The sequence below is a fragment of the Yeosuana marina genome (genome assembly GCF_011762485.1).
GTDB classification, from domain to species: Bacteria; Bacteroidota; Bacteroidia; order Flavobacteriales; family Flavobacteriaceae; genus Yeosuana; species Yeosuana marina.
In genome coordinates this window covers 222,223-243,380 of sequence record NZ_JAAKGI010000005.1, presented here as the reverse complement: position 1 = coordinate 243,380, position 21,158 = coordinate 222,223, and the positions used below count along the sequence as shown (strand labels likewise).

Here is a 21,158-nt window from a genome sequence, read left to right as displayed (position 1 = left end):
TAAACATTTGTGTATCATATCTTTAATAGGTTAACGCCCCTAAACCTTCTAAGTCATGAAACAAAAATATTTTATACTTTGGTGCTTAAGTCTTATCGTTCCAACCATTTCTATGTCTCAAATACCATTTGGTAATTTACCATTTCAAATTGTAAATAATGGAACTTTAAAAATAGAACAATCTACCGTCGTTTATTTTGGTAATGAATATTTAAATGCTGGAATTCATGACAATGAGGGTGATTTGTATTTAAACAGTAATTTTATAAATGATGGAACCACATCAATACCAACTTCTGGTACCACATTTTTTACCAGTGCAGTAAATGACACTCTAACCATTTCCGGAACAGCAGGAAGTGCTAATTTTTTTAATTTAGAAGTTAATGTAACAAGTTCTTCTAAAAAAGGAGTTTCTGTAGCCGATGGCTTTGGACTTATTGTAGAAAACGGAGTTAATTTAGTAAGTGGCGATTTACGCTTAGTTGGAGAAGCTCAATTAATTCAAACGCATACAACAGGTACTAATCTCAATACGTCAAGTGGTGGTAGTCTATTAAGAGACCAGCAAGGTATGTCGAATACCTATGGTTATAATTATTGGTCATCTCCAGTAACAAACAATTTAGAAGCCTTTACTTTGTCAGGAGGTTTGTTTGATGGTACAGATGCAGATATAAATTCATTTGAGCCAGAACAGGTAGGTTTTAATACGGGATCTCCATATAACGGTATTCCTGCTGGTGTTGATGTTGATGGTATGGTAATTACTCCTTTAGAAATTAGCGATCGTTGGTTGTATACCTATTCTCCAAATACTTCTGGATATTCAGGTTGGGATAAAATAGATGAAACTTCATCAATAAATCCTGGTATTGGTTTTACTATGAAAGGCACAGCAACTACAAACCCTAATCAAAACTATGTGTTTAAAGGTGTGCCTAATGATGGAGAGTATACGTTTTCAATAAATTCTGGAGAAAGTGTTTTATTAGGAAATCCATATCCTTCCGCCTTAGATGCAGGAAAATTTATTGATGATAATCCAACTATTATTGATCAAATTGAATTTTGGGTAGACGGTGGTTCAAACTCTCATTATTTAGCAAATTATCTTGGAGGATATGCCATTTGGAACAAAACAGCGGGTGTAGCTCCGTCAGTCGTTATTAGTTCAATAGCAGGGCTTGGTAATGCTGATTCAGTATTGGCGCCTACACAGTATATACCTGTTGGACAAGGTTTTTTTGTTGAAGCTCTTAATGGAGGAACCATTACTTTTAATAACTCACAACGTATTTTTGAAAAAGAAGATACTGGTAATTCAATTTTTTATAAAACATCTGGTACTAAAAGTAAGACGGCGTTAGAAGAAGAACCCAAGCGATTTATTAGAATTGGATATGAAGACCCAGAGATGTTTCATAGGCAGATTGTTTTGGGATTTTTGCCCAATTGTCCAGCAAGTTTAGATTTTAATTTGGGATATGATGCTGTAATGTTTGACCCTAGAGAAGATGAACTATTTTATATTATAGAGCATGATTTAACAAGAAAGTATGTTATTCAAGGTGTTGGAGCCTATAACTCATCTTATGAATTTCCTATTGGAATAAAAATATCACAAGAAGGGACTCACACGATCATGATTGACGCTGTAGAAAATTTTGAGGATGTTATTTATATAAAAGATAACGTTTTAAATATTAGTTATAACTTAACGGAATCTAATTTTAGTCCAAACTTACCTCCAGGAGAGTATTTAGATAGATTTAGTATTGTATTTAGCGATATCACCTCAAAATCAACTTTGGATACTGAAGATGTTTTTGCCGACAACAATTTAAGAGTACATTATTTAAATAACAAAATAGTTATCAATAATAATAGCAATTTAGAATTGAGCGATGTATCAATATTTAATACGGTAGGACAAAAAATAACAGAAGTAAATAAAAACGATATAAAACAACAAAAAATTACAATTCCGTTTATGTATCAACAAGGAATGTATGTTGTAAAAATTGAATCTGGTCAACGCAACAAAACGTTTAAAATAATAAACTAATCCAGAGCGTTTTTAGTAATATAATACCGCCATCCAATAATCAGTAATTGAAGTTTAGTCGCTTTTGCTAAATCTAATTCCTTTTTTGTAAAACTTGGAAGAATGATTTTATTAACCTTTGCTAAAAATTTAAATACTTGCTTTTGCATGTTGTAAAAATAGTAAAACTTATTCTAGACTAAGTTTTACATTTTAGGTTTAATTAATTGAAAAGATAATTTCAATTAGCATAAGAGCAAGTGTAATCATAATTTTAAGGGTTTATTGGTTAATAATTAGTTTAAATAAAGTACTACCTTATGAAGATACTTAATTACTAATATTACTTCCAAGAGATTATAAGGAAATCTATGAAATTGAATATGTTTTTGTAATCAAAAAAATGATTTTTATTTCAATATTTTACATTTATTCTTCAAATAAGTTTTAAATTTTAACTTAAAATATCTTTTTTAGTGAAAATATGAAATAATTGTAGGGCTATTTTGTCCGAGTTTTTAAAAACGTAGGGGCATTTCATTTAAAAATCATTAATTTTTTATGATTTCATCTTTGTCCATAAAAAAAAGACACTCTGTAAAGAATGTCTTTTTTTATAAAATATATTTTTTAGTTATTCCTTTTTTAGGGTAATTATAACCACACCATTCTTTCCTTTATCACCGTATTTTTTTGTAGCGCTTTCTCCTTTTAGGACATTGATGCCGTCAATTTTATCTGGATTAATATCATTCATCTCGTCTGTGGTTATTTCTTTTCCGTCTAGGATATATAAAGATGTTTTCTCTAATTTTAAAAGATTAGAAATTTCGGTGTCTTTTTTTTTGATTAAAATAACACCATTAGCTGCATCCTCTCCATAATTTTTAATCGCTCCATCTCCTTTGAGAACTTCAACTTTTTCAATACTATTTGGGTGGATATCATTCATTTCTTTTTTAGAGATTACTTTCCCGTCAACTATAAACAAAGGTTCCTTGCCATCTTTTGATGCTATTTTTATACCTGTGCTTTTGCCTGTGATGATTATTTTTTTATTCTCACTACTATCAGTTGTCCACGATAAATTAGAATGATCATCATTTAATTTTATTTTCTTATGAAATTTTTTAACGTGCATGGAATCACCATTTTTTATAATGAACTCATTTACTTGTACATTGTCATCATTTTCATCATCTGATGAAATGACATATACATTATTTTCTGTATCAGAGAGTGTTCTTTTTTTATTATTACCATATCCAGTAACAAAAACCGTGTTTTTTTCGTTTTTTATATGACTATTTCCTATAGATATATTTCCACCCTTATCATCTATACTAATTTTTATAGGACTGATAGCTTCATCTGTATCAATATTATAATTTGCATTTGAAGATTTTGAGCTTACATCAATCTTAATAGATGTTATTTCATTTTGTTTATTGCGTTTAATACCTTTTACTTTTAGTGTGTAGCCTTCATTATTAAATTTTGTTTTTAGATTTTCAAAATCACTATCGGTATAGTCCTTAGTAATGATAACTTCTATACTAGAAGATGATATTTCAGATGTTTTTGATGCGAAGTTGTTTGACACCGACTTTTTAATAGGCTGGCTTTCTGTATTAGGTTTAAAAGAACTAGGTAACTTATTAATAACTGGAAGCTTTTTGTGAGAATTTGAATTTGTTGGAGTTAATGTCTTTTCAATCATGACTTCCTCCGTATTAAAGCTCATTAAGAATAGTGCTAAAATTGGAATAACTAACGTGTACTTTAATAAATTGATTTTTTTTGATTTTGATTTGTGTAACATAACGATTCGTTTTTTGATTAATGATGTATAAAAATTATTGGTTAAAGCCAATTGATGAGTTGGTATAATTGTTTTTAATAAGGTGTATTGATAGCTTTTTTTGCAGTTGGAATCATTGATTGCGTTCTTGTCTGCAATAAATTCTAAGTTTTGTTTTAAATCTTTATTATACAACCAAATAAAGGGATTAAACCAAAATACGATACAAGCTAATTCAGATATGATTATATCGAGCGTGTGATATTGATGTACGTGTACTTTTTCATGCGTAAGTATCTGTTCTAATTCAACATCGCTAAATGATTTTGGATTGAAAACAATAAGATTGAAAAACGAAAAAGGAGATACCTCTTGAGTTGTTGTTATAAAATGATAACGTCCCATCTTTTGCTTTGAACCATTCATTATTAACGGCAATAATGACGTTATTTGAAGTATAAACCTAATAACAAAAACAACTACGCCTATAAAATAAACACTATTTAAAAGAAGGGAAATATTAAATGAAGTTTCCGTAGCATTTGTAGTTGATGCATTTTCAACAAAAACCAGATTGTCAAAATTTATAGGTTGGGCTTCTATGTAAATCGGAATTACAATCAACGGAAGAAGCACCGACACAACCAATCCAGCCATCAAAAACCATCTATTCTGTTCAAAAAAAGTATCGCGATGTAAAAAAACTTTATAGCAGGTATAAAAAATTACAATAATAGCACTTGCTTTCAGTAAATATTCCATCATTATTTATTTTTTTCAATTAAGGCAATAATCTCCTTAAGCTCGTCCACACTTATTTTTTCTTCCTTAGCAAAAAACGATACCATATTTTTGTACGAATTATTAAAATAATGGTCTATTGCTGTACTCATAAAGCCTTTTCTGTATTCCTCCTTGCTCACAATAGGGTAGTACTGGTGTGTTTTTCCATAGGCATTATAACTCACATAGCCTTTGTCTTCCAAATTTCTAATAATGGTGGATAAGGTATTGTAATGAGGTTTGTCGTCTTTTATTTCGGCTAATACATCTTTAACAAAAGCCTTTTCAAGCTTCCATAAAATATGCATAATTTCTTCTTCTTTATTTGTTAACTTTTCCATGTGTATTTTGTAATATATAGTTGGGCGTTACCACAAGGGTTGGCTTTATTTGTTAGTTACTATTTTATATTAATGAACTCATGAATAAAAATATTTCACTACTCGCTTCCTCCTTCGTCGGCGAGCTCAAACATATAGTTCAATCCCTAACGCATCACAAACATATAACTATTTTTATAGTTATACAACTATTAAATTAGTTATTTAATTATTTTTTAAGTTATTATAGGTAGAGTAGTATTTAATTATTTAAAAGGAGCGAGTAATTTGTAAAGAAAAAGACGCGTTTTAAGCGTCTTTTTTATCAGTTATTAAAGGTTTAAATTATTTTGTCGTTGCAATAATAGCACCGTCTTTTGCTTTATTACCGTACAAGCTAATAGCTGTTTTAGGTTTTAAATCGTCAATAGCTTCCAGTTTGTTTTCATCTGACAATTTACTAAGCGTTTTAAAGTCAGACTCCTTGCCATCAATAATGATTAATTTATGGATGTTAGGGTCATCTTTAAAATTAAATTTATTGGGAGAATCACTTTCCGACTCGAAAAATGAAGACATACCATTTAAGTTCATTCCACTAGATTCAAATTGTTTTTTCATTTGCTCTCTCAATTGGTCTATCGTCATATTTTGGCCTTTAAAGAAAAATGAATTACCATCATCATTAAAAAAATCATCAAAATTAAAGTTTCCAAATCCGCTAAAGTTTTGTCCAACTATGGAGTCATTTTCACTTCCAAATGGCATCATATTTGGTTGGTTAAAAAAGCCTAGAGTTCCATTTTCAGAATTGCTTTGAGATATAAATAGTAAGCCATCTTTTCTTCCAAACGTTATTTGCGCAATAGGGATGTTGCTCGATATTTTACTTGCTGCTTTATTATTATTACCATCTTCTAGGGCGATGTTTAATCCGGTTAATTCTCCTAAATCATTGCGTTCAATATTGCTAAATGTTGCTGTAATTCCATTTTCACTCAGCATACTCTTTATATCATCAAAATCTTTTGATGTTGTCGATTTGTCAATAGTTACAATAACATTTGATTTGCTGTCCACCTTGTGAATTAAAGAAACCTTAGGGGTTTTGTGTGCAAAGCTTTTAAAAGAAACAGTACATATAGCAATGACTATTATTAAACCTAATCCGATTTTTAAAACATTTTTAGATTTCATGATTACGTGTTTTTAAATATTCACTTAAAATTATTACATAATAAGATTTACCAAAAAAGTTTAACTAAACTTTAAAATGAAAATGGATTGTTTTGTTAATAAATGTGAAATATTTTAATAATAAATTTATTGAAGTATTATCTTCGTAAAAAATATGATTATGGGTATAGTTTGGTTGGTACTTGGCTTTTTTTTGTTAGTTATAGGAGGCGAATATTTAGTACGTTCATCGGTAGCCTTATCATTTAAATTCAATATATCAAAAATGGTCATAGGAATGACGGTCGTTTCCTTTGCGACGTCAGCTCCAGAATTATTGGTGAGCCTTCAGGCAGCTTTAACAGGGTCACCAGCTATTGCCATAAACAATGTGGTAGGCTCTAACATTGCTAATATTGGTTTGGTTCTTGGTATTATAGCTATGGTTGGGTCGATTGTAGTTGATAAGTCTTTCTACAAAATGAATTGGCCAGTGATGATGCTATTTTCTTTAGTGCTTTATTATTTTTTATGGAATGACAATTTACTCAGTACGTTAGAAGGGCTTGTTTTGTTTTTAGGAATTATACTATTTTTAGTTATTCTGATTAAAAAATCAAAAAACTCGACTATTGCTGAAGAAGTTGATGAAGCATTGGCCGTAGTTTCAAATTTTAAGATTACTATTTGGTTGCTTATTGGTGCGGTTTCACTATATTTTGGAAGTGAATGGCTAGTTGACGGCGCAAAACAGTTTGCTGAATATATCGGTGTTAGCGAAGGTGTTATTGGTGTTTCTGTTATTGCAATAGGAACCAGTATCCCAGAATTGGCTGCGTCTATAATTGCAGCAATGAAACAAGAAAAAGCTATTTCACTTGGTAATTTAATAGGGTCAAATATCTTTAATATAGGATCTGTTTTGGGTTTAACAGCCCTCGTTAAACCAATTCCTGTTACTGAGTCGCAAATTCTTTCTAATGATATTTTTTGGATGCTAGGATTTGCTTTTATTCTATTGCCTATGGTTTTTATTAAAAAGAAGTTTCAAATTACAAGAATTAAAGGATTCTTATTGATTCTAGGATACGGAATCTTTATGTTCTTAATATTTACCTCAAAATAAAATTAAAATGTATTGACATAAAAAAAGAGCCACCAATTTGGCAGCTCCTTTTTATTATGAACAATTTATTTAATATTAAATTTTGGCAGACTTAACTGTTTTAATAATTCGAGCAGCAATTTTATAAGGATCTCCGTTTGAAGCGGGTCTTCTATCTTCTAACCATCCTTTATAGCCTCTTTCTACCGTTGCAATAGGAATACGTATTGAAGCGCCTCTATCTGATACACCATAACTGAAATCGTTTATTGAAGCTGTTTCGTGTTTACCAGTTAAGCGTTGCTCATTAAACTCGCCATAAACAGCAATATGTTCTTTAACCACTGGACGGAATGCTTCGCAAATTGCTTCGTAAACTTTTTTGTCTCCACAAGTTCTTAAAATAGTATTTGAGAAGTTGGCGTGCATACCAGAACCATTCCAATCGGTATCACCTAGGGGTTTTGGGTGGTATTCTATATAGTAACCATATTTTTCGGTTAATCTGTCCAATAAATAACGTGCAACCCAAATTTCATCACCTGCTTTTTTAGCACCTTGGGCAAACAATTGAAATTCCCATTGTCCACAAGCTACTTCTTGATTAATCCCTTCAAAGTTTAATCCAGCTGCAATACATAAATCGGCATGCTCTTCAACAAGATCTCTACCGTGAGTATTTAAACCTCCAACAGAGCAATAGTACATACCTTGTGGTTTAGGATATCCACCTCTAGGAAATCCTAATGGCAATTCAGTTGCTACATCCATTATAAAATATTCTTGCTCAAAACCAAACCAGAAATCATCATCATCATCATCACTAATGGTTGCTCTCGCATTTGTTGGATGAGGGGTTCCATCAGCACTCATAACTTCAGTCATAACCAAGTAACCATTAACGCGCTCAGGGTCTGGGTAAATGGCTACAGGCTTTAGTATACAGTCAGATGAACCTCCTTCTGCTTGTTTTGTAGACGATCCGTCAAAAGACCAGTTTCCTATTTCTTCTAAAGTTCCTTTAAAGTTTTCATGCTCTTCAACCTTTGTCTTACTTCTCATGTTTTGAGTTGGGAAATAACCATCCAACCAAATGTATTCTAATTTAATTTTTGCCATAGTGAATATTTTAAAAAGACATTAATATTTATATATGTCACAAATATAATTTTTTATCAATATACTTTAAATTTATAGGGGTGTTTTCATAAAACACATCGTTATTTTTATTTATACCCCATTTTTTTACGGTATCTATTAAAAAAAGTATATTTTTTTATGCTAAAATTGTAATATTCTTAATAAGTATATTTTGTTTTTTCCTCTTTATTCATTTGTGATGTTTATTTTTGTATTTTAAACTGAACTTTAAATAATCCATATTAAGATGTCAACATTAAGATTTTACGCTATTAAAGAATCAATGTCTCACAAACCGATCCCTGTAGAGGAGAAGGAAAGACGTTCTGATTTGTTCGGAAAAAATGTATTTAATGAGAATGCTATGCGTCAGCATTTATCCAAAGATGCCTACAAAGGTGTAATGAGTGCTATAGAGCACGGTACCAAAATAGACCGTAATATAGCAGATCAAGTGGCTTCCTCAATGAAGGATTGGGCCTTGTCAAAGGGTGTTACTCATTATACGCATTGGTTTCAACCTTTAACAGGGATTACGGCGGAAAAACATGATGCTTTTTTTGAAACTATAGGAGGGGGTATGTCTGTTGAGAAATTTGGTGGCGATCAATTAGTACAACAAGAACCCGATGCCTCAAGTTTTCCTAACGGCGGTATCAGAAATACGTTCGAAGCCAGAGGATATACAGCTTGGGATCCAACATCACCAGCATTTATTTACGGAACTACCTTATGTATCCCAACTATTTTCGTTGCTTATACTGGAGAAGCTTTAGATTATAAAACTCCGTTGTTAAGAGCGCTTCATGCAGTTGATAATGCAGCGACAGCGGTTTGTAAATATTTTGATAAAAATGTAAAAAAAGTATCATCATCTTTAGGGTGGGAACAAGAATATTTTTTAGTAGATAAGTCTTTAGCATCTTCTCGTCCTGATATTACGTTGACAGGTAGAACGTTATTAGGACATTCCTCAGCCAAAGGGCAGCAGCTAGACGATCACTATTTTGGATCTATACCAACAAGAGCCTTAAATTTTATGCGTGAATTAGAAACGGAATGTATGTTAGTAGGTATTCCTGTTAAGACGCGTCATAATGAGGTAGCTCCCAATCAGTTTGAATTAGCTCCTATCTATGAGGAAGCAAATTTAGCAGTTGATCATAACTCATTGTTAATGGATATTATGGGGCGTGTAGCATCTCGTCATAATTTCAAAGTATTGTTGCACGAAAAGCCATTTGCGGGAGTCAATGGTTCTGGTAAGCATAATAACTGGTCGCTGTCAACAGATACAGGTGTTAATCTGTTAGGGCCAGGAAAAACACCTATGAGTAATTTGCAGTTCCTTACCTTTTTCATTAATACTATAAAAGCAGTTCATGATAATGAAGATTTGTTAAGAGCAGCCATTGCTTCTGCTAGTAATGATCACAGACTTGGTGCAAATGAAGCACCACCGGCTATAATTTCTGTGTTTATTGGTGAACAACTAACCAAAGTATTGGAAGAGTTAGAGGGTGTTACCAATGGTAAATTATCTCCTGAAGAGAAAACAGATTTAAAATTAAACGTTGTTGGTAAAATACCTGATGTGCTGTTGGATAATACAGATAGAAATAGAACGTCACCCTTCGCTTTTACAGGTAATAAATTTGAGTTTAGAGCTGTGGGTTCTATGGCAAACTGTGGAAACCCTATGACTGTTTTAAATACCATTGTAGCCAAACAATTAAAAGACTTTAAAGTAGAAGTAGATGCTTTAATTGATAAAAAAGATTTAAAGAAAGACGAAGCTATATTCAATATTTTAAGAGAATATATTAAAGCATCTAGAAACATTTTGTTTGAAGGCAATGGTTATGGAGACGCTTGGACCGTTGAAGCGAAAAAGAGAGGTTTAAGCAATAACAAAACAACTCCAGAAGCTTTAAAAGCTAGAATTTCTAAAAAAGCCATTGCTCTTTTTGAAGAGATGAATGTGATGAGTAAGGTTGAAACTGAAGCGCGATATGAAATTGAAATTGAGGAATATATTATGCATATTCAAATTGAAGGTCGTGTTTTAGCAGATATATCTAGAAATCATGTAGTGCCTACAGCCGTTAAGTACCAAAATGTTTTAATTAAAAATGTGAAAGGCCTTAAAGATATTTTTGAAGAACAATACAAGAGTGTGTCACAAGAACAAATTAATTTAATAGAAGAAATATCAAACCATATTGAGGGTATTAATGCAAATGTCACAAAAATGACTGATGAGCGCAGAAAGGCAAATGCTATAGAGGATATTGAAAAGAAAGCGCATGCGTATTGTTTTAAAGTAAGACCTTTATTTGATGATATACGTTATCATTGTGATAAACTTGAATTACTTGTTGATGATGAAATTTGGCCATTAACAAAATACAGAGAATTATTATTTACGCGATAATAATTCATTTTATTAAGAAAAAGACCTGTTAATCAGGTCTTTTTTGTTAATATTCGGTAATAAAAAGTTCATCTAAAAAGTAAACAATGTTTATTTTTGCATTTTAATAATAATTTAGATTAATGAGTCAAGAGATAAGTAAACGCTATGCGCTACGAGGAGTTTCTGCATCCAAAGAAGATGTTCATAATGCGATAAAAAATGTTGATAAAGGATTGTTTCCTCAAGCATTTTGTAAAATTGTCCCAGACTATTTAACAGGTGATGATGCTTATTGCTTGATTATGCATGCTGATGGCGCCGGTACAAAATCATCGCTGGCGTATATGTATTGGAAAGAGACAGGCAATATTTCTGTTTGGAAAGGCATCGCTCAAGACGCATTAATTATGAATATTGATGATTTGTTATGTGTTGGTGCGGTAGATAATATCATGCTATCTTCAACCATTGGAAGAAATAAAAACGTGATTCCTGGTGATGTTATTTCAGCAATAATAAATGGAGCCGAAGAACTTATTCAAGAATTGAAATCATTTGGTGTAACCATTCATTCAACTGGCGGAGAAACTGCCGATGTGGGGGATTTAGTAAGAACCATTATTGTAGATTCTACCGTGACCGCTCGAATGAAACGTAGTGATGTTATTGACAATGCTAATATTAAGGCAGGAGATGTCATCGTAGGTTTGTCTTCTTCAGGTCAAGCAAGCTATGAGAAAGGATATAATGGTGGTATGGGTAGTAATGGCTTAACATCAGCGAGGCATGATGTGTTTGACAAGTATTTAGCGAAAAAATATCCAGAAAGCTTTGATGCTGCTGTGCCATCAGATTTGGTATACTCAGGCAACGTTAAATTAACAGATAGCGTAAAAGACTCACCAATTGATGCAGGACAATTAGTGTTATCGCCAACAAGAACCTATGCACCAATTATCAAAGAAATCTTATCAAAGTTTACTAGTGAGTCAATTCACGGCATGGTACATTGTTCTGGAGGGGCCCAAACTAAAATCCTTCATTTTATAAAGAATCTTCATATTATAAAAGACAATATGTTTCCTGTACCGCCTTTGTTTAAGTTGATACAGGAGCAATCAAAAACAGATTGGAAAGAAATGTATCAGGTCTTTAATTGCGGACATAGAATGGAGTTGTATGTGTCTTCTGAGATAGCCGAAGACATTATAAAAATATCTAAATCTTTTAATGTAGATGCCCAAATAATTGGTAGAGTAGCAGCATCAAATAAAAAAAAACTTACAATAAAAAGTGAGTTTGGAGAGTTTACGTATTAAAATTTTAATTTTTTAAAATGGAATGATTTTTGATAAATCTTTTAACTTTTAAATCAGTATAGCCAACTCATGAAAAAGCCTTTAGTTCTCTTTTTTTGCATATTATTTATTCAAATTGTAAGTGCGCAACCTTCATCATTGTTTATGAAAACCAACAAGAATGATAAAGTTAAAGAGTTACGACCAGAGTGGGATAAAAATAACAAAATTGGTGTTAATTTAAGTGAAGTGACTTTTTCAAATTGGAATTCTGGTGGTAGTAATTCAGTATCTGCCTTGTTTAATTCAGAATCCAATATAAATTATAAAGACAAATATTTTTCCTGGAAAAACAGATTAACCTCGAGATACGGTATTAACAAACAACAAGCGAGAGAATTAAGAAAGACAGAAGATGTTATAGAATTTAATTCAAATCTGGGGTATAAACCAGATAGTTTGTCGAATTGGTATTATTCAGCAAGACTTAATTTTAAGACGCAATTTACTAATGGATATAAGTATCCGAATACAGATGATCCTATTTCAAAATTAATGGCTCCTGGTTATTTGTTTTTTGGTGGTGGTATGGAATACGCTAAAAATAGAGATGATATGTCTTTTTACTTTTCACCTTTGACATTAAAAACAACCTTTGTTTTAGATCAGGATCTTGCTAATGCGGGAGCATTTGGAGTTGATCCTGCGGTATTAGATGATGAAGGTAATGTGATTATAGAAGGAAAACGTATTCAAAAGGAAGTAGGAATATTGGTGACTAACAGTTACGAAATGGAAGTCCTTGAAAACATAACCGTAAAACACCTAGTAAGTTTATATACAGATTATATTAATAGCTTTGGAAATATTGATGTTGATTGGCAAATTAACTTTGATTTTAAAGTGAATAGTTTTGTGAAAGCAACATTAGGTTCGCATCTTAGATACGATGATGATGTTAAAACAACCAAGCCTTCAGTCATTGAGGGTGAACTAGATGAGGCTGGAGCTAAGACTCAATGGAAGCAGTTTTTAGGAATCGGATTTGCTGTAGATTTCTAAATTTTTAAAACCAAATTAAATTAAAAAATTTGTTAACTTTTTTATGTTGATAAATTTTTAAATAACTCACATTTAATTAGTTATCATATTTTTCTGTAAACTTTATGATTTTTGTTATGTTTTTAGTGTAACTTTTTTACGTAATTTGTTGAAATGTAAAACTAAAAAACTTAAACCAAAATCAATGCCTGTAGAAACCAAATCCCTCAAACAATCAAGAATCTATACACAAGAAGAAGCATTTGAAGCTTCAGTAATTTATTTTAAAGGCGATGATTTAGCAGCTCGTGTATGGATAAATAAATATGCCTTAAAAGATTCTCAAGGTAATTTATATGAATTAACACCTAACGATATGCATCGTCGTATTGCAAAAGAAATTGCAAGAATTGAAGCAAGATATCCAAATTCACTTTCAGAAGAAGCCGTTTTTGACCTAATTAAAGACTTTAAATATATTGTTCCTCAAGGAAGTCCAATGGCAGGTATTGGAAATCCGTACCAAACTGCATCTCTCTCAAATTGTTTTGTTATTGGTAATTCGGGAGAATCAGATTCGTATGGTGGTATTATGAAAATAGACCAAGAGCAAGTGCAATTAATGAAACGTCGCGGTGGTGTTGGTCACGATTTATCACATATTCGACCAAAAGGATCTCCAGTAAAAAATTCAGCGTTAACATCTACAGGAATTGTTCCTTTTATGGAACGTTATTCTAATTCAACGCGCGAAGTTGCGCAAGATGGTCGTCGTGGGGCTTTAATGTTATCAGTGTCAATCAATCATCCTGATTCTGAAGATTTTATTGATGCAAAATTAGAACAAGGAAAAGTGACGGGTGCTAATGTTTCTGTTCGAATAGATGATGCTTTTATGAAAGCGGTAAAAACAGATACGACTTACACTCAGAAATATCCAATATTTAGTGAAAATCCAAAATATTCTCAGTCAGTTCAAGCAACTAGTATTTGGAAAAAAATAATACATAACGCATGGAAATCGGCCGAGCCAGGAATTTTATTTTGGGATACCATTATAAACGAATCTGTACCAGATTGTTATGCGGATTTAGGATATAAAACAGTGTCTACAAACCCTTGCGGAGAAATTCCTTTATGTCCTTATGATTCATGTCGTTTGTTAGCGATAAATTTATTTTCATATGTAGAAAAACCATTTACAAAAGAGGCTTCTTTTAATTTTGAGTTGTTTAAAAAACATATCGTTGCTGCACAACGTATTATGGATGATATCATTGATTTAGAACTTGAAAAAATCGATGTTATTTTAGAAAAAATTGATGCAGATCCAGAATTAGATGAGGTTAAAGCTACCGAAAGAAATCTATGGTTAAATATTAAAAATAAAGCCGAAGAAGGACGAAGAACAGGTATTGGTATTACTGCTGAAGGTGATATGTTAGCAGCTCTAGGTATTAAATATGGAAGTAAAGAAGGCAATGCGTTTTCGTTAGAAGTTCATAAAACATTATGTATTGAAGCGTATCGCGCATCGGTTTATGCGGCTAAAGACCGTGGTGCTTTTGCGATTTTTGATTCGAAACGTGAAGAAAATAATCCGTTTATTCAACGTATAAAAAATGAAGATGAGAAATTGTATTATGATATGTTGGAATATGGTCGTCGAAATATAGCTTTGTTAACGATAGCTCCAACAGGGACAACGAGTTTAATGACGCAAACATCTTCAGGAATAGAGCCTGTTTTTATGCCTGTTTACAAACGTAGACGTAAGGTAAACCCCAATGATAAAAATGTTCGTATTGATTTTGTTGATGAAGTTGGAGATTCTTGGGAAGAATACGTGGTGTTCCATCATAGATTTAAACAATGGATGGAAGTTAATGGTATTGATAGTTCTAAACATTTTACGCAAGAAGAATTAGATAAATTAATAAAAAAGTCACCTTATTACAAAGCCACATCTAATGATGTCGATTGGATGAGTAAAGTGAGTATGCAAGGCGCTATTCAAAAATGGGTTGATCATTCTATTAGTGTTACCATTAACTTACCTAACGATGCTACCGAAGAATTGGTAGGAGACTTGTATTTAAAAGCTTGGGAAGTAGGATGTAAAGGTGTAACCGTGTATCGTGATGGTTCTCGATCAGGTGTTTTAATCTCAAATGAAGAAGATAAAGAAGAAAAAGCACAAGATTTATTAACTGTGTTTCCTACCAAGCGACCAGAAGTTTTAGAAGCCGATGTGGTTCGTTTTCAAAATAGTAAAGAAAAATGGATTGCATTTATCGGTTTGATCGATGATAAACCTTATGAAATTTTCACAGGGTTAGCCGATGATGAAGATGGTATTTTAATTCCGAGATGGGTCGCAAAAGGGCTTATTATAAAAAGTAGAAATGATGATGGAAGTTCGCGTTATGATTTTCAATATCAAAACAAACGAGGTTACAAAACAACGATAGAAGGACTGTCTCATAAATTTAATCCAGAGTTCTGGAATTATGCCAAACTAATTTCAAGTACACTCCGCCATGGAATGCCTATCGATAAAATTGTAGATTTAATTAATAGTTTACAACTAGATAGTGAATCTATCAATACTTGGAAAAATGGTGTTGTGAGAGCTCTTAAACGGTATGTTGAAGACGGAACGCAAGCTAAAGGACATGTTTGTGATAATTGTAAATCTGAAAATTTAATCTATCAAGAAGGCTGCTTAACCTGTAAAGATTGTGGGTCTTCAAAATGTGGTTAATCTTAAAAACCATTATTTATTAAAAAAAAGGAAGCTATCTAGCTTCCTTTTTTTTAACTTATTTATTATGTTAAGTCTTAGTAGACGATATTTTTTGTAATTCAATTCTAAATATATCATTCATATTGAAAATTCATAAATTATCGTATTTTTGGGGAACAATTTAAAAGGTAGATGTTAGAGAAATTACAAATAATTAAACAACGTTTTGATGAGGTGAGTGATTTAATCATTCAGCCAGATATAATGACAGATCAAAAGCGTTATATAGCTTTAAATAAGGAATATAAAGACTTAAAAGTACTTGTTGATAAACGAGACGAATATCAATCACTTTTAGATAATTTGTCTGAAGCTGAAGCGATTATGTCTGAAGGCGGTGATCCAGAAATGGTTGATATGGCCAAAATGCAATATGAAGAAGCTAAAGAACGAATTCCTAAACTGGAAGATGAAATAAAATTCCTTTTAATACCTAAAGATCCTGAAGATACTAAAAATGCAGTTGTAGAATTACGAGCGGGAACAGGAGGTGATGAAGCGAGTATTTTTGCGGGTGATTTGTTTAGAATGTATTCAAAATACTGTGAAAGTAAAGGATGGAAAGTCGATACCGTAGATTTTAGTGAAGGCACTAACGGAGGCTTTAAAGAAATTCAGTTTGAAGTAACAGGCGACGATGTTTACGGAACTTTAAAATTTGAAGCGGGTGTACATCGTGTACAACGTGTTCCACAAACAGAAACTCAAGGACGTGTTCATACAAGTGCCGCAACCGTGATGGTTTTTCCAGAAGCAGAAGAATTTGATATTGAAATTAATCCTAAAGATGTTAGAATTGACTTTTTCTGTTCGTCTGGTCCTGGTGGACAATCGGTAAACACCACGTATTCAGCTGTTCGTCTTACCCATATTCCAACAGGTTTAGTCGCGCAATGTCAAGACCAAAAATCACAACATAAAAATAAAGAGAAAGCCTTTAAAGTATTGCGTTCTCGTTTGTACGAAATGGAGTTGGCTAAGAAAAATGAAGAAGATGCAGCAAAAAGAGGGTCTATGGTGTCCTCAGGTGATAGAAGTGCAAAAATTAGAACGTATAATTATCCACAGGGACGAGTAACTGACCATAGAATAGGCTTAACGCTTTACGATTTGTCTAATATAGTAAATGGGGATATTCAAAAAATAATAGATGAATTACAATTAGCTGAAAATACAGAAAAATTGAAAGCTAGTGATGATGTAATTTAAAATAATGAGCCTCTTTATAGAGGCTTTTTTAAAATATGACAACTCAACAATTAATAAACCAAATTCATAAAAAAAAATCCTTTCTCTGTATAGGATTAGATGTCGATTTAAACAAAATCCCAAAGCATCTTTTAGAAAATAAAGATCCTATTTTTGAGTTCAATAAAGCGATTATTGATGCCACACATCACTTATGTGTTGCTTACAAACCTAACACTGCGTTTTACGAAGCGTATGGTTTAAAAGGTTGGAAAGCTTTAGAGAAAACCATTAAGTATATTAATGAAAAACATCCTGACATCTTTACAATTGCTGATGCGAAGCGAGGTGATATTGGTAATACCAGTAGTATGTATGCTAAAGCTTTTTTTGAAGATTTAGCTTTTGATAGTGTTACAGTAGCGCCATATATGGGGAAAGATTCCGTAGAGCCGTTTTTATCTTTTGAAAATAAACATACTATTCTTCTAGCTTTAACATCCAATGAAGGTGCTTTTGATTTTCAAACAAAAAATCTTGAAGGTAAAGAACTTTATAAAACAGTTTTAGAAATATCTAAATCCTGGAAGAATTCAGAAAACTTAATGTATGTGGTTGGAGCGACCAAAGCTGAATACTTAGCAGACATACGGCAGATTATTCCAGATAGTTTTTTATTGGTGCCAGGTGTTGGAGCACAAGGAGGTAATTTACAGGATGTTTGTAAGTTTGGAATGAATAAACATGTTGGCTTGCTTATTAATTCTTCAAGAGGTATTATTTATGCCTCTAAAGACACGAATTTTGCTTCTGAAGCTGCTCTAAAAGCTTCAGAATTACAGCAGCAAATGCAAGATATTATAAATAACTTAATCTAGGGATTCTAGATGGTTGTCATCATTTAAATCCTCACCATTTTTTGAGTGAGTCATTATATCTTCATTAAATTCTATATCAGAATTAGGAACTATTTTTCCAACTCTACAATTATGTGCGCTCATAGGTTCTTTTTTATATAAAATACGTGCGCTAAGATGAATTAGATGTCATTTAAAAGTTAAAAGAATAATAATTTTTTAACGAAGAGTTTCATTACTTTCTAGAAAGAAAATTTAATCTATGAAGTTTATTAAGAAGTTTAATAGCTTTATATTCCGAAATATCGCTTAGGGCGCTGTCTGTTTGACGTACATTATAAGCTTGCTCTATAAGATCTTTGTAGCGCTTAATAAGTTTATCTTGATCGGATTTTATAACGTCAATTCTATTCATAGAGTCCCTGATTTACAGACTCTTAAATATACATTTTTATTTTGAATTAAAGTACAATATGCAGTTTTTATAATTTGTGTTATAAAATTAAACTATATTTAGTCTTGTAACGCAAACACTTTTTTTAATAAATCTGTAGTTCTAGAAGAAAACTGGGTTCTTATATCTTTTTCTTCAACAGCAATCATGGTATAAACACCTTGAAGAGCTTCGTTAGTAACATAATCTGTTAAATCAGGATTTACATCTGCTGTAAACGGCAATGTATTATATTTATTGATGAGATTATTCCAAATTTGATCAGCTCCAACTTTGCTGAATGACTTTTTAATTACTGGATTAAATTTAGCATACAATGCTGTTTGAGTTTTGCTTGTTAAATATTGTGTGGCAGCATCATCATTTCCTAATAAAATGTTTTTTGCATCTGCAAAAGTGATGTTTTTAACAGCATCTACAAATATGGGAGTCGCTTCTTTAACAGCATCTTCAGCCGCTCTGTTAAGCACTTTTAATCCTTCATCAGCAAGACTACTTAAGCCAACATCGCGTAGCGTTTTATCTACTTTTTGCAATTCTTCTGGTAACAGAATTTTTACCAAATCATTCTTGTAAAAACCATCTGTTTGGGTAAGTTTACTTACTTGTTTTTCAATTCCTAAATCCAAAGCTTGTCGAAGTCCCGCTGCTATATCGGCGTTACTTAAAACACTTCCGCTGCCTTGAGGTAGTTGATTAACAACTTGTTGTAATTCTGCACAGGCCGTTAAATTTAAAATCATAATTAGAGCTAAAACTTTTCTAAGCATAACCATAGTTTTATATATATTAGACAAATATAAGACATACAAATGAGAGTTTCTTTAATTTATTTTTTGGTCATAAGTTTAACTTTTATCAGTTGCAATTCCAAACCAGATACTAATCAATCAAAGCCAGATAGGCAGTATATTACTGTTTTGGGAATTGCTCAAGATGCTGGATATCCTCATATTAATTGTGAAAAGGAATGTTGTAAGGCTTTTTATGATGGTAAGGAGTCAAAAAAACTCATAGTTAGTTTAGGCTTGGTTGATTTGAAGAATAACAAAAAATATATATTTGATGCAACACCTGATTTCACGCAACAAACGCATATTTTAAAAACAAATCATTTAGACAATGGTCACGTGATTGATGGCGTTTTTTTGACGCATGCGCATATTGGTCATTATACGGGTTTGATGTATTTAGGACTTGAGGCCATGGGAGCGAAGGAAGTTCCTGTTTACGCTATGCCACGAATGAAAACCTATTTAGAAACTAACGGACCATGGAGTCAATTAGTGTCGACTAAAAATATCGAATTAAAAGCTATTCAAAAGGATTCAACTATTAGTTTAGGAACCGATTTGAAGGTTACACCGTTTTTAGTGCCACATCGAGATGAATATTCTGAAACTGTTGGGTATAAAATTCAAGGTAAAAGTAAATCTGCATTGTTTATTCCAGATATCAACAAATGGGAATTATGGAACAAAGATATTATTGCAGAAGTTAAAAAGGTTGATTATGCTTTTGTTGACGCAACATTTTTTAAAGATGGCGAAATAGCAAGACTAATGAAGGAGATACCGCATCCCTTTATTGTTGAAACAACTAAGCTATTTGAAAATGAGCCCCTTGAAACAAAATCTAAAATTTATTTTATTCATTTAAATCATACAAATCCTGCACTTAAAGAAACACATCGATTAAAGGATAGTATCCAAAATTTAGGATTTCATTTTGCTAAAGAAGGCATGAATTTCTCTCTTGATTAAGAAAAAATAAGCGTTTTATTATTGTATACCATTACTTTTCTGTTGGTATGCAGTTTTATTGCATTAGCTAACACAATTTTTTCTAAGTCACGCCCTTTTGAAATTAAATCATCAATAGAATGTGTGTGTGATACACGGGTTACATCTTGCTCGATAATAGGTCCTGCATCCAATTCTTCAGTCACATAATGGCTTGTGGCTCCAATAATTTTTACGCCTCTTTTATAGGCAGAATGATAGGGTTTTGCACCAACAAACGCTGGTAAAAAGGAGTGATGTATATTAATAATTTTGTTCGGATATTTATCAATGAGTGTTTCAGACACAATTTGCATATATCTGGCAAGAACAATAAAATCAATATTGTGACTAGTTAATAATTCTAATTGTTTTTGTTCTGCTTCCTTTTTAGTGTCTTTAGTCACTGGAATATGATAAAATGGTATCTTAAAACTATCTACTATTGGTTTTAAATCTAAATGGTTACTTAAAATAAACGGAATTTCTAAAAACAGTTCGCCAGAGTTATAACGGCCTAAAATATCATATAAACAGTGGTCGTACTTCGAAACAAACAAAGCCATTTTTGGTTTTATACCTGAAGCATATATGCGCCATTTTATTTTGAACTGATCAACTAAGGTGTTTTTAAAAAGTATTTTAAAGTCTTCAATAGAAAAAGAATCGTCCTCAAACTCACTTTCTAACCTCATAAAAAATATATCCTGCTCTCTATCAACATGCTGGTCTATATAAACAATATTTCCACCATTATTGGCGATAAAATTGGTTATCGATGCAATAATATTGGATCGATCTTTACAATACATTAACAAAGTGATTTTATTCATAACGAAGCAAGATATTTGAGAGTTTAAAATTAACTAAAAAAGTAGAAGAAAGAATGTTTGTGTTAATTTTAGATAATTAAAGATAATTAATGTATTTTTTTGAATATTCCTT

General features: G+C 31.9%; 18 protein-coding genes. 9 read left to right on the top strand and 9 right to left on the bottom strand.

Features of this window, described 5'->3' with window-relative positions:
- Positions 1-55 precede the first annotated feature (55 nt).
- Positions 56-2,068, top strand: coding sequence for a T9SS type A sorting domain-containing protein (locus tag G5V56_RS08310; protein WP_240911254.1), 2,013 nt, complete (start codon positions 56-58; stop codon positions 2,066-2,068).
- On the opposite strand, the gene G5V56_RS08305 is transcribed toward G5V56_RS08310, so the two are convergent.
- From G5V56_RS08305 to G5V56_RS08290, 4 genes are all read right to left on the bottom strand, one after another.
- A complete protein-coding gene (locus G5V56_RS08305) occupies positions 2,065-2,217 on the bottom strand; it encodes an SsrA-binding protein (protein ID WP_166963763.1) in 153 nt (50 codons plus the stop codon). The genes G5V56_RS08310 and G5V56_RS08305 overlap by 4 nt on opposite strands.
- Before the next feature lie 464 nt (positions 2,218-2,681).
- Positions 2,682-4,610, bottom strand: coding sequence for a M56 family metallopeptidase (locus G5V56_RS08300; RefSeq protein ID WP_166963761.1), 1,929 nt, complete (start codon positions 4,608-4,610; stop codon positions 2,682-2,684).
- 2 nt (positions 4,611-4,612) lie between these two features.
- Positions 4,613-4,972: a BlaI/MecI/CopY family transcriptional regulator gene (locus G5V56_RS08295; protein WP_166963759.1), complete on the bottom strand. Its 360-nt coding sequence runs from the start codon at positions 4,970-4,972 to the stop codon at positions 4,613-4,615.
- A 324-nt stretch (positions 4,973-5,296) separates the two neighbouring features.
- Complete coding sequence (locus G5V56_RS08290; RefSeq protein WP_166963757.1) at positions 5,297-6,148, bottom strand: hypothetical protein; 852 nt, start codon at positions 6,146-6,148, stop codon at positions 5,297-5,299.
- A 160-nt stretch (positions 6,149-6,308) separates the two neighbouring features.
- On the opposite strand from G5V56_RS08290, the gene G5V56_RS08285 reads away from it, so the two are divergent.
- Entirely contained in the window at positions 6,309-7,253 is a 945-nt protein-coding gene (locus G5V56_RS08285) for a calcium/sodium antiporter (RefSeq protein WP_166963755.1), read from the top strand.
- A gap of 75 nt (positions 7,254-7,328) precedes the next feature.
- Here G5V56_RS08285 and G5V56_RS08280 read toward each other — a convergent pair whose 3' ends face one another.
- On the bottom strand, positions 7,329-8,351 hold the full coding sequence (locus tag G5V56_RS08280; RefSeq protein ID WP_166963753.1) for a glutamine synthetase beta-grasp domain-containing protein: 1,023 nt from the start codon (positions 8,349-8,351) through the stop codon (positions 7,329-7,331).
- 268 nt (positions 8,352-8,619) lie between these two features.
- Between G5V56_RS08280 and G5V56_RS08275 the strand changes: the two genes are divergently transcribed.
- The 6 genes from G5V56_RS08275 to pyrF all read left to right on the top strand — a co-directional run bounded on the left by G5V56_RS08275 (position 8,620) and on the right by pyrF (position 17,999).
- Positions 8,620-10,806 (top strand): glutamine synthetase III family protein, encoded by a 2,187-nt coding sequence (locus tag G5V56_RS08275; protein WP_166963751.1) that lies wholly within the window; start codon positions 8,620-8,622, stop codon positions 10,804-10,806.
- A gap of 122 nt (positions 10,807-10,928) precedes the next feature.
- Positions 10,929-12,107 carry an AIR synthase related protein gene (locus G5V56_RS08270; RefSeq protein WP_166963749.1) on the top strand — a complete coding sequence of 393 codons (1,179 nt, stop codon included), beginning with the start codon at positions 10,929-10,931 and terminating at the stop codon, positions 12,105-12,107.
- 144 nt (positions 12,108-12,251) lie between these two features.
- Positions 12,252-13,148, top strand: a complete 897-nt coding sequence (locus G5V56_RS08265) for a DUF3078 domain-containing protein (RefSeq protein ID WP_240911253.1) — start codon at positions 12,252-12,254, stop codon at positions 13,146-13,148.
- A 184-nt stretch (positions 13,149-13,332) separates the two neighbouring features.
- The gene (locus tag G5V56_RS08260; protein WP_166963745.1) at positions 13,333-15,891 is read left to right on the top strand and encodes an adenosylcobalamin-dependent ribonucleoside-diphosphate reductase; all 2,559 of its coding nucleotides are present in this window, start codon (positions 13,333-13,335) and stop codon (positions 15,889-15,891) included.
- Positions 15,892-16,065: 174 nt separating this feature from the next.
- The gene (prfA, locus tag G5V56_RS08255) at positions 16,066-17,142 is read left to right on the top strand and encodes a peptide chain release factor 1 (RefSeq protein ID WP_166963743.1); all 1,077 of its coding nucleotides are present in this window, start codon (positions 16,066-16,068) and stop codon (positions 17,140-17,142) included.
- A 35-nt stretch (positions 17,143-17,177) separates the two neighbouring features.
- The gene (pyrF, locus tag G5V56_RS08250; RefSeq protein WP_166963741.1) at positions 17,178-17,999 is read left to right on the top strand and encodes an orotidine-5'-phosphate decarboxylase; all 822 of its coding nucleotides are present in this window, start codon (positions 17,178-17,180) and stop codon (positions 17,997-17,999) included.
- Here pyrF and G5V56_RS19140 read toward each other — a convergent pair.
- From G5V56_RS19140 to G5V56_RS08240, 3 genes are all read right to left on the bottom strand, one after another.
- On the bottom strand, positions 17,991-18,122 hold the full coding sequence (locus tag G5V56_RS19140) for a hypothetical protein (RefSeq protein ID WP_262886865.1): 132 nt from the start codon (positions 18,120-18,122) through the stop codon (positions 17,991-17,993). The two genes, pyrF and G5V56_RS19140, sit on opposite strands and share 9 nt — an antisense overlap.
- Before the next feature lie 91 nt (positions 18,123-18,213).
- A complete protein-coding gene (locus G5V56_RS08245) occupies positions 18,214-18,393 on the bottom strand; it encodes a Lacal_2735 family protein (protein WP_166963739.1) in 180 nt (59 codons plus the stop codon).
- A gap of 98 nt (positions 18,394-18,491) precedes the next feature.
- Positions 18,492-19,202: a DUF4197 domain-containing protein gene (locus G5V56_RS08240; protein ID WP_166963737.1), complete on the bottom strand. Its 711-nt coding sequence runs from the start codon at positions 19,200-19,202 to the stop codon at positions 18,492-18,494.
- 42 nt (positions 19,203-19,244) lie between these two features.
- Between G5V56_RS08240 and G5V56_RS08235 the strand changes: the two genes are divergently transcribed.
- Positions 19,245-20,195, top strand: coding sequence for an MBL fold metallo-hydrolase (locus G5V56_RS08235; protein WP_166963735.1), 951 nt, complete (start codon positions 19,245-19,247; stop codon positions 20,193-20,195).
- On the opposite strand, the gene purU is transcribed toward G5V56_RS08235, so the two are convergent.
- Entirely contained in the window at positions 20,192-21,046 is an 855-nt protein-coding gene (purU, locus tag G5V56_RS08230; RefSeq protein ID WP_166963733.1) for a formyltetrahydrofolate deformylase, read from the bottom strand. The two genes, G5V56_RS08235 and purU, sit on opposite strands and share 4 nt — an antisense overlap.
- Positions 21,047-21,158 lie beyond the last annotated feature (112 nt).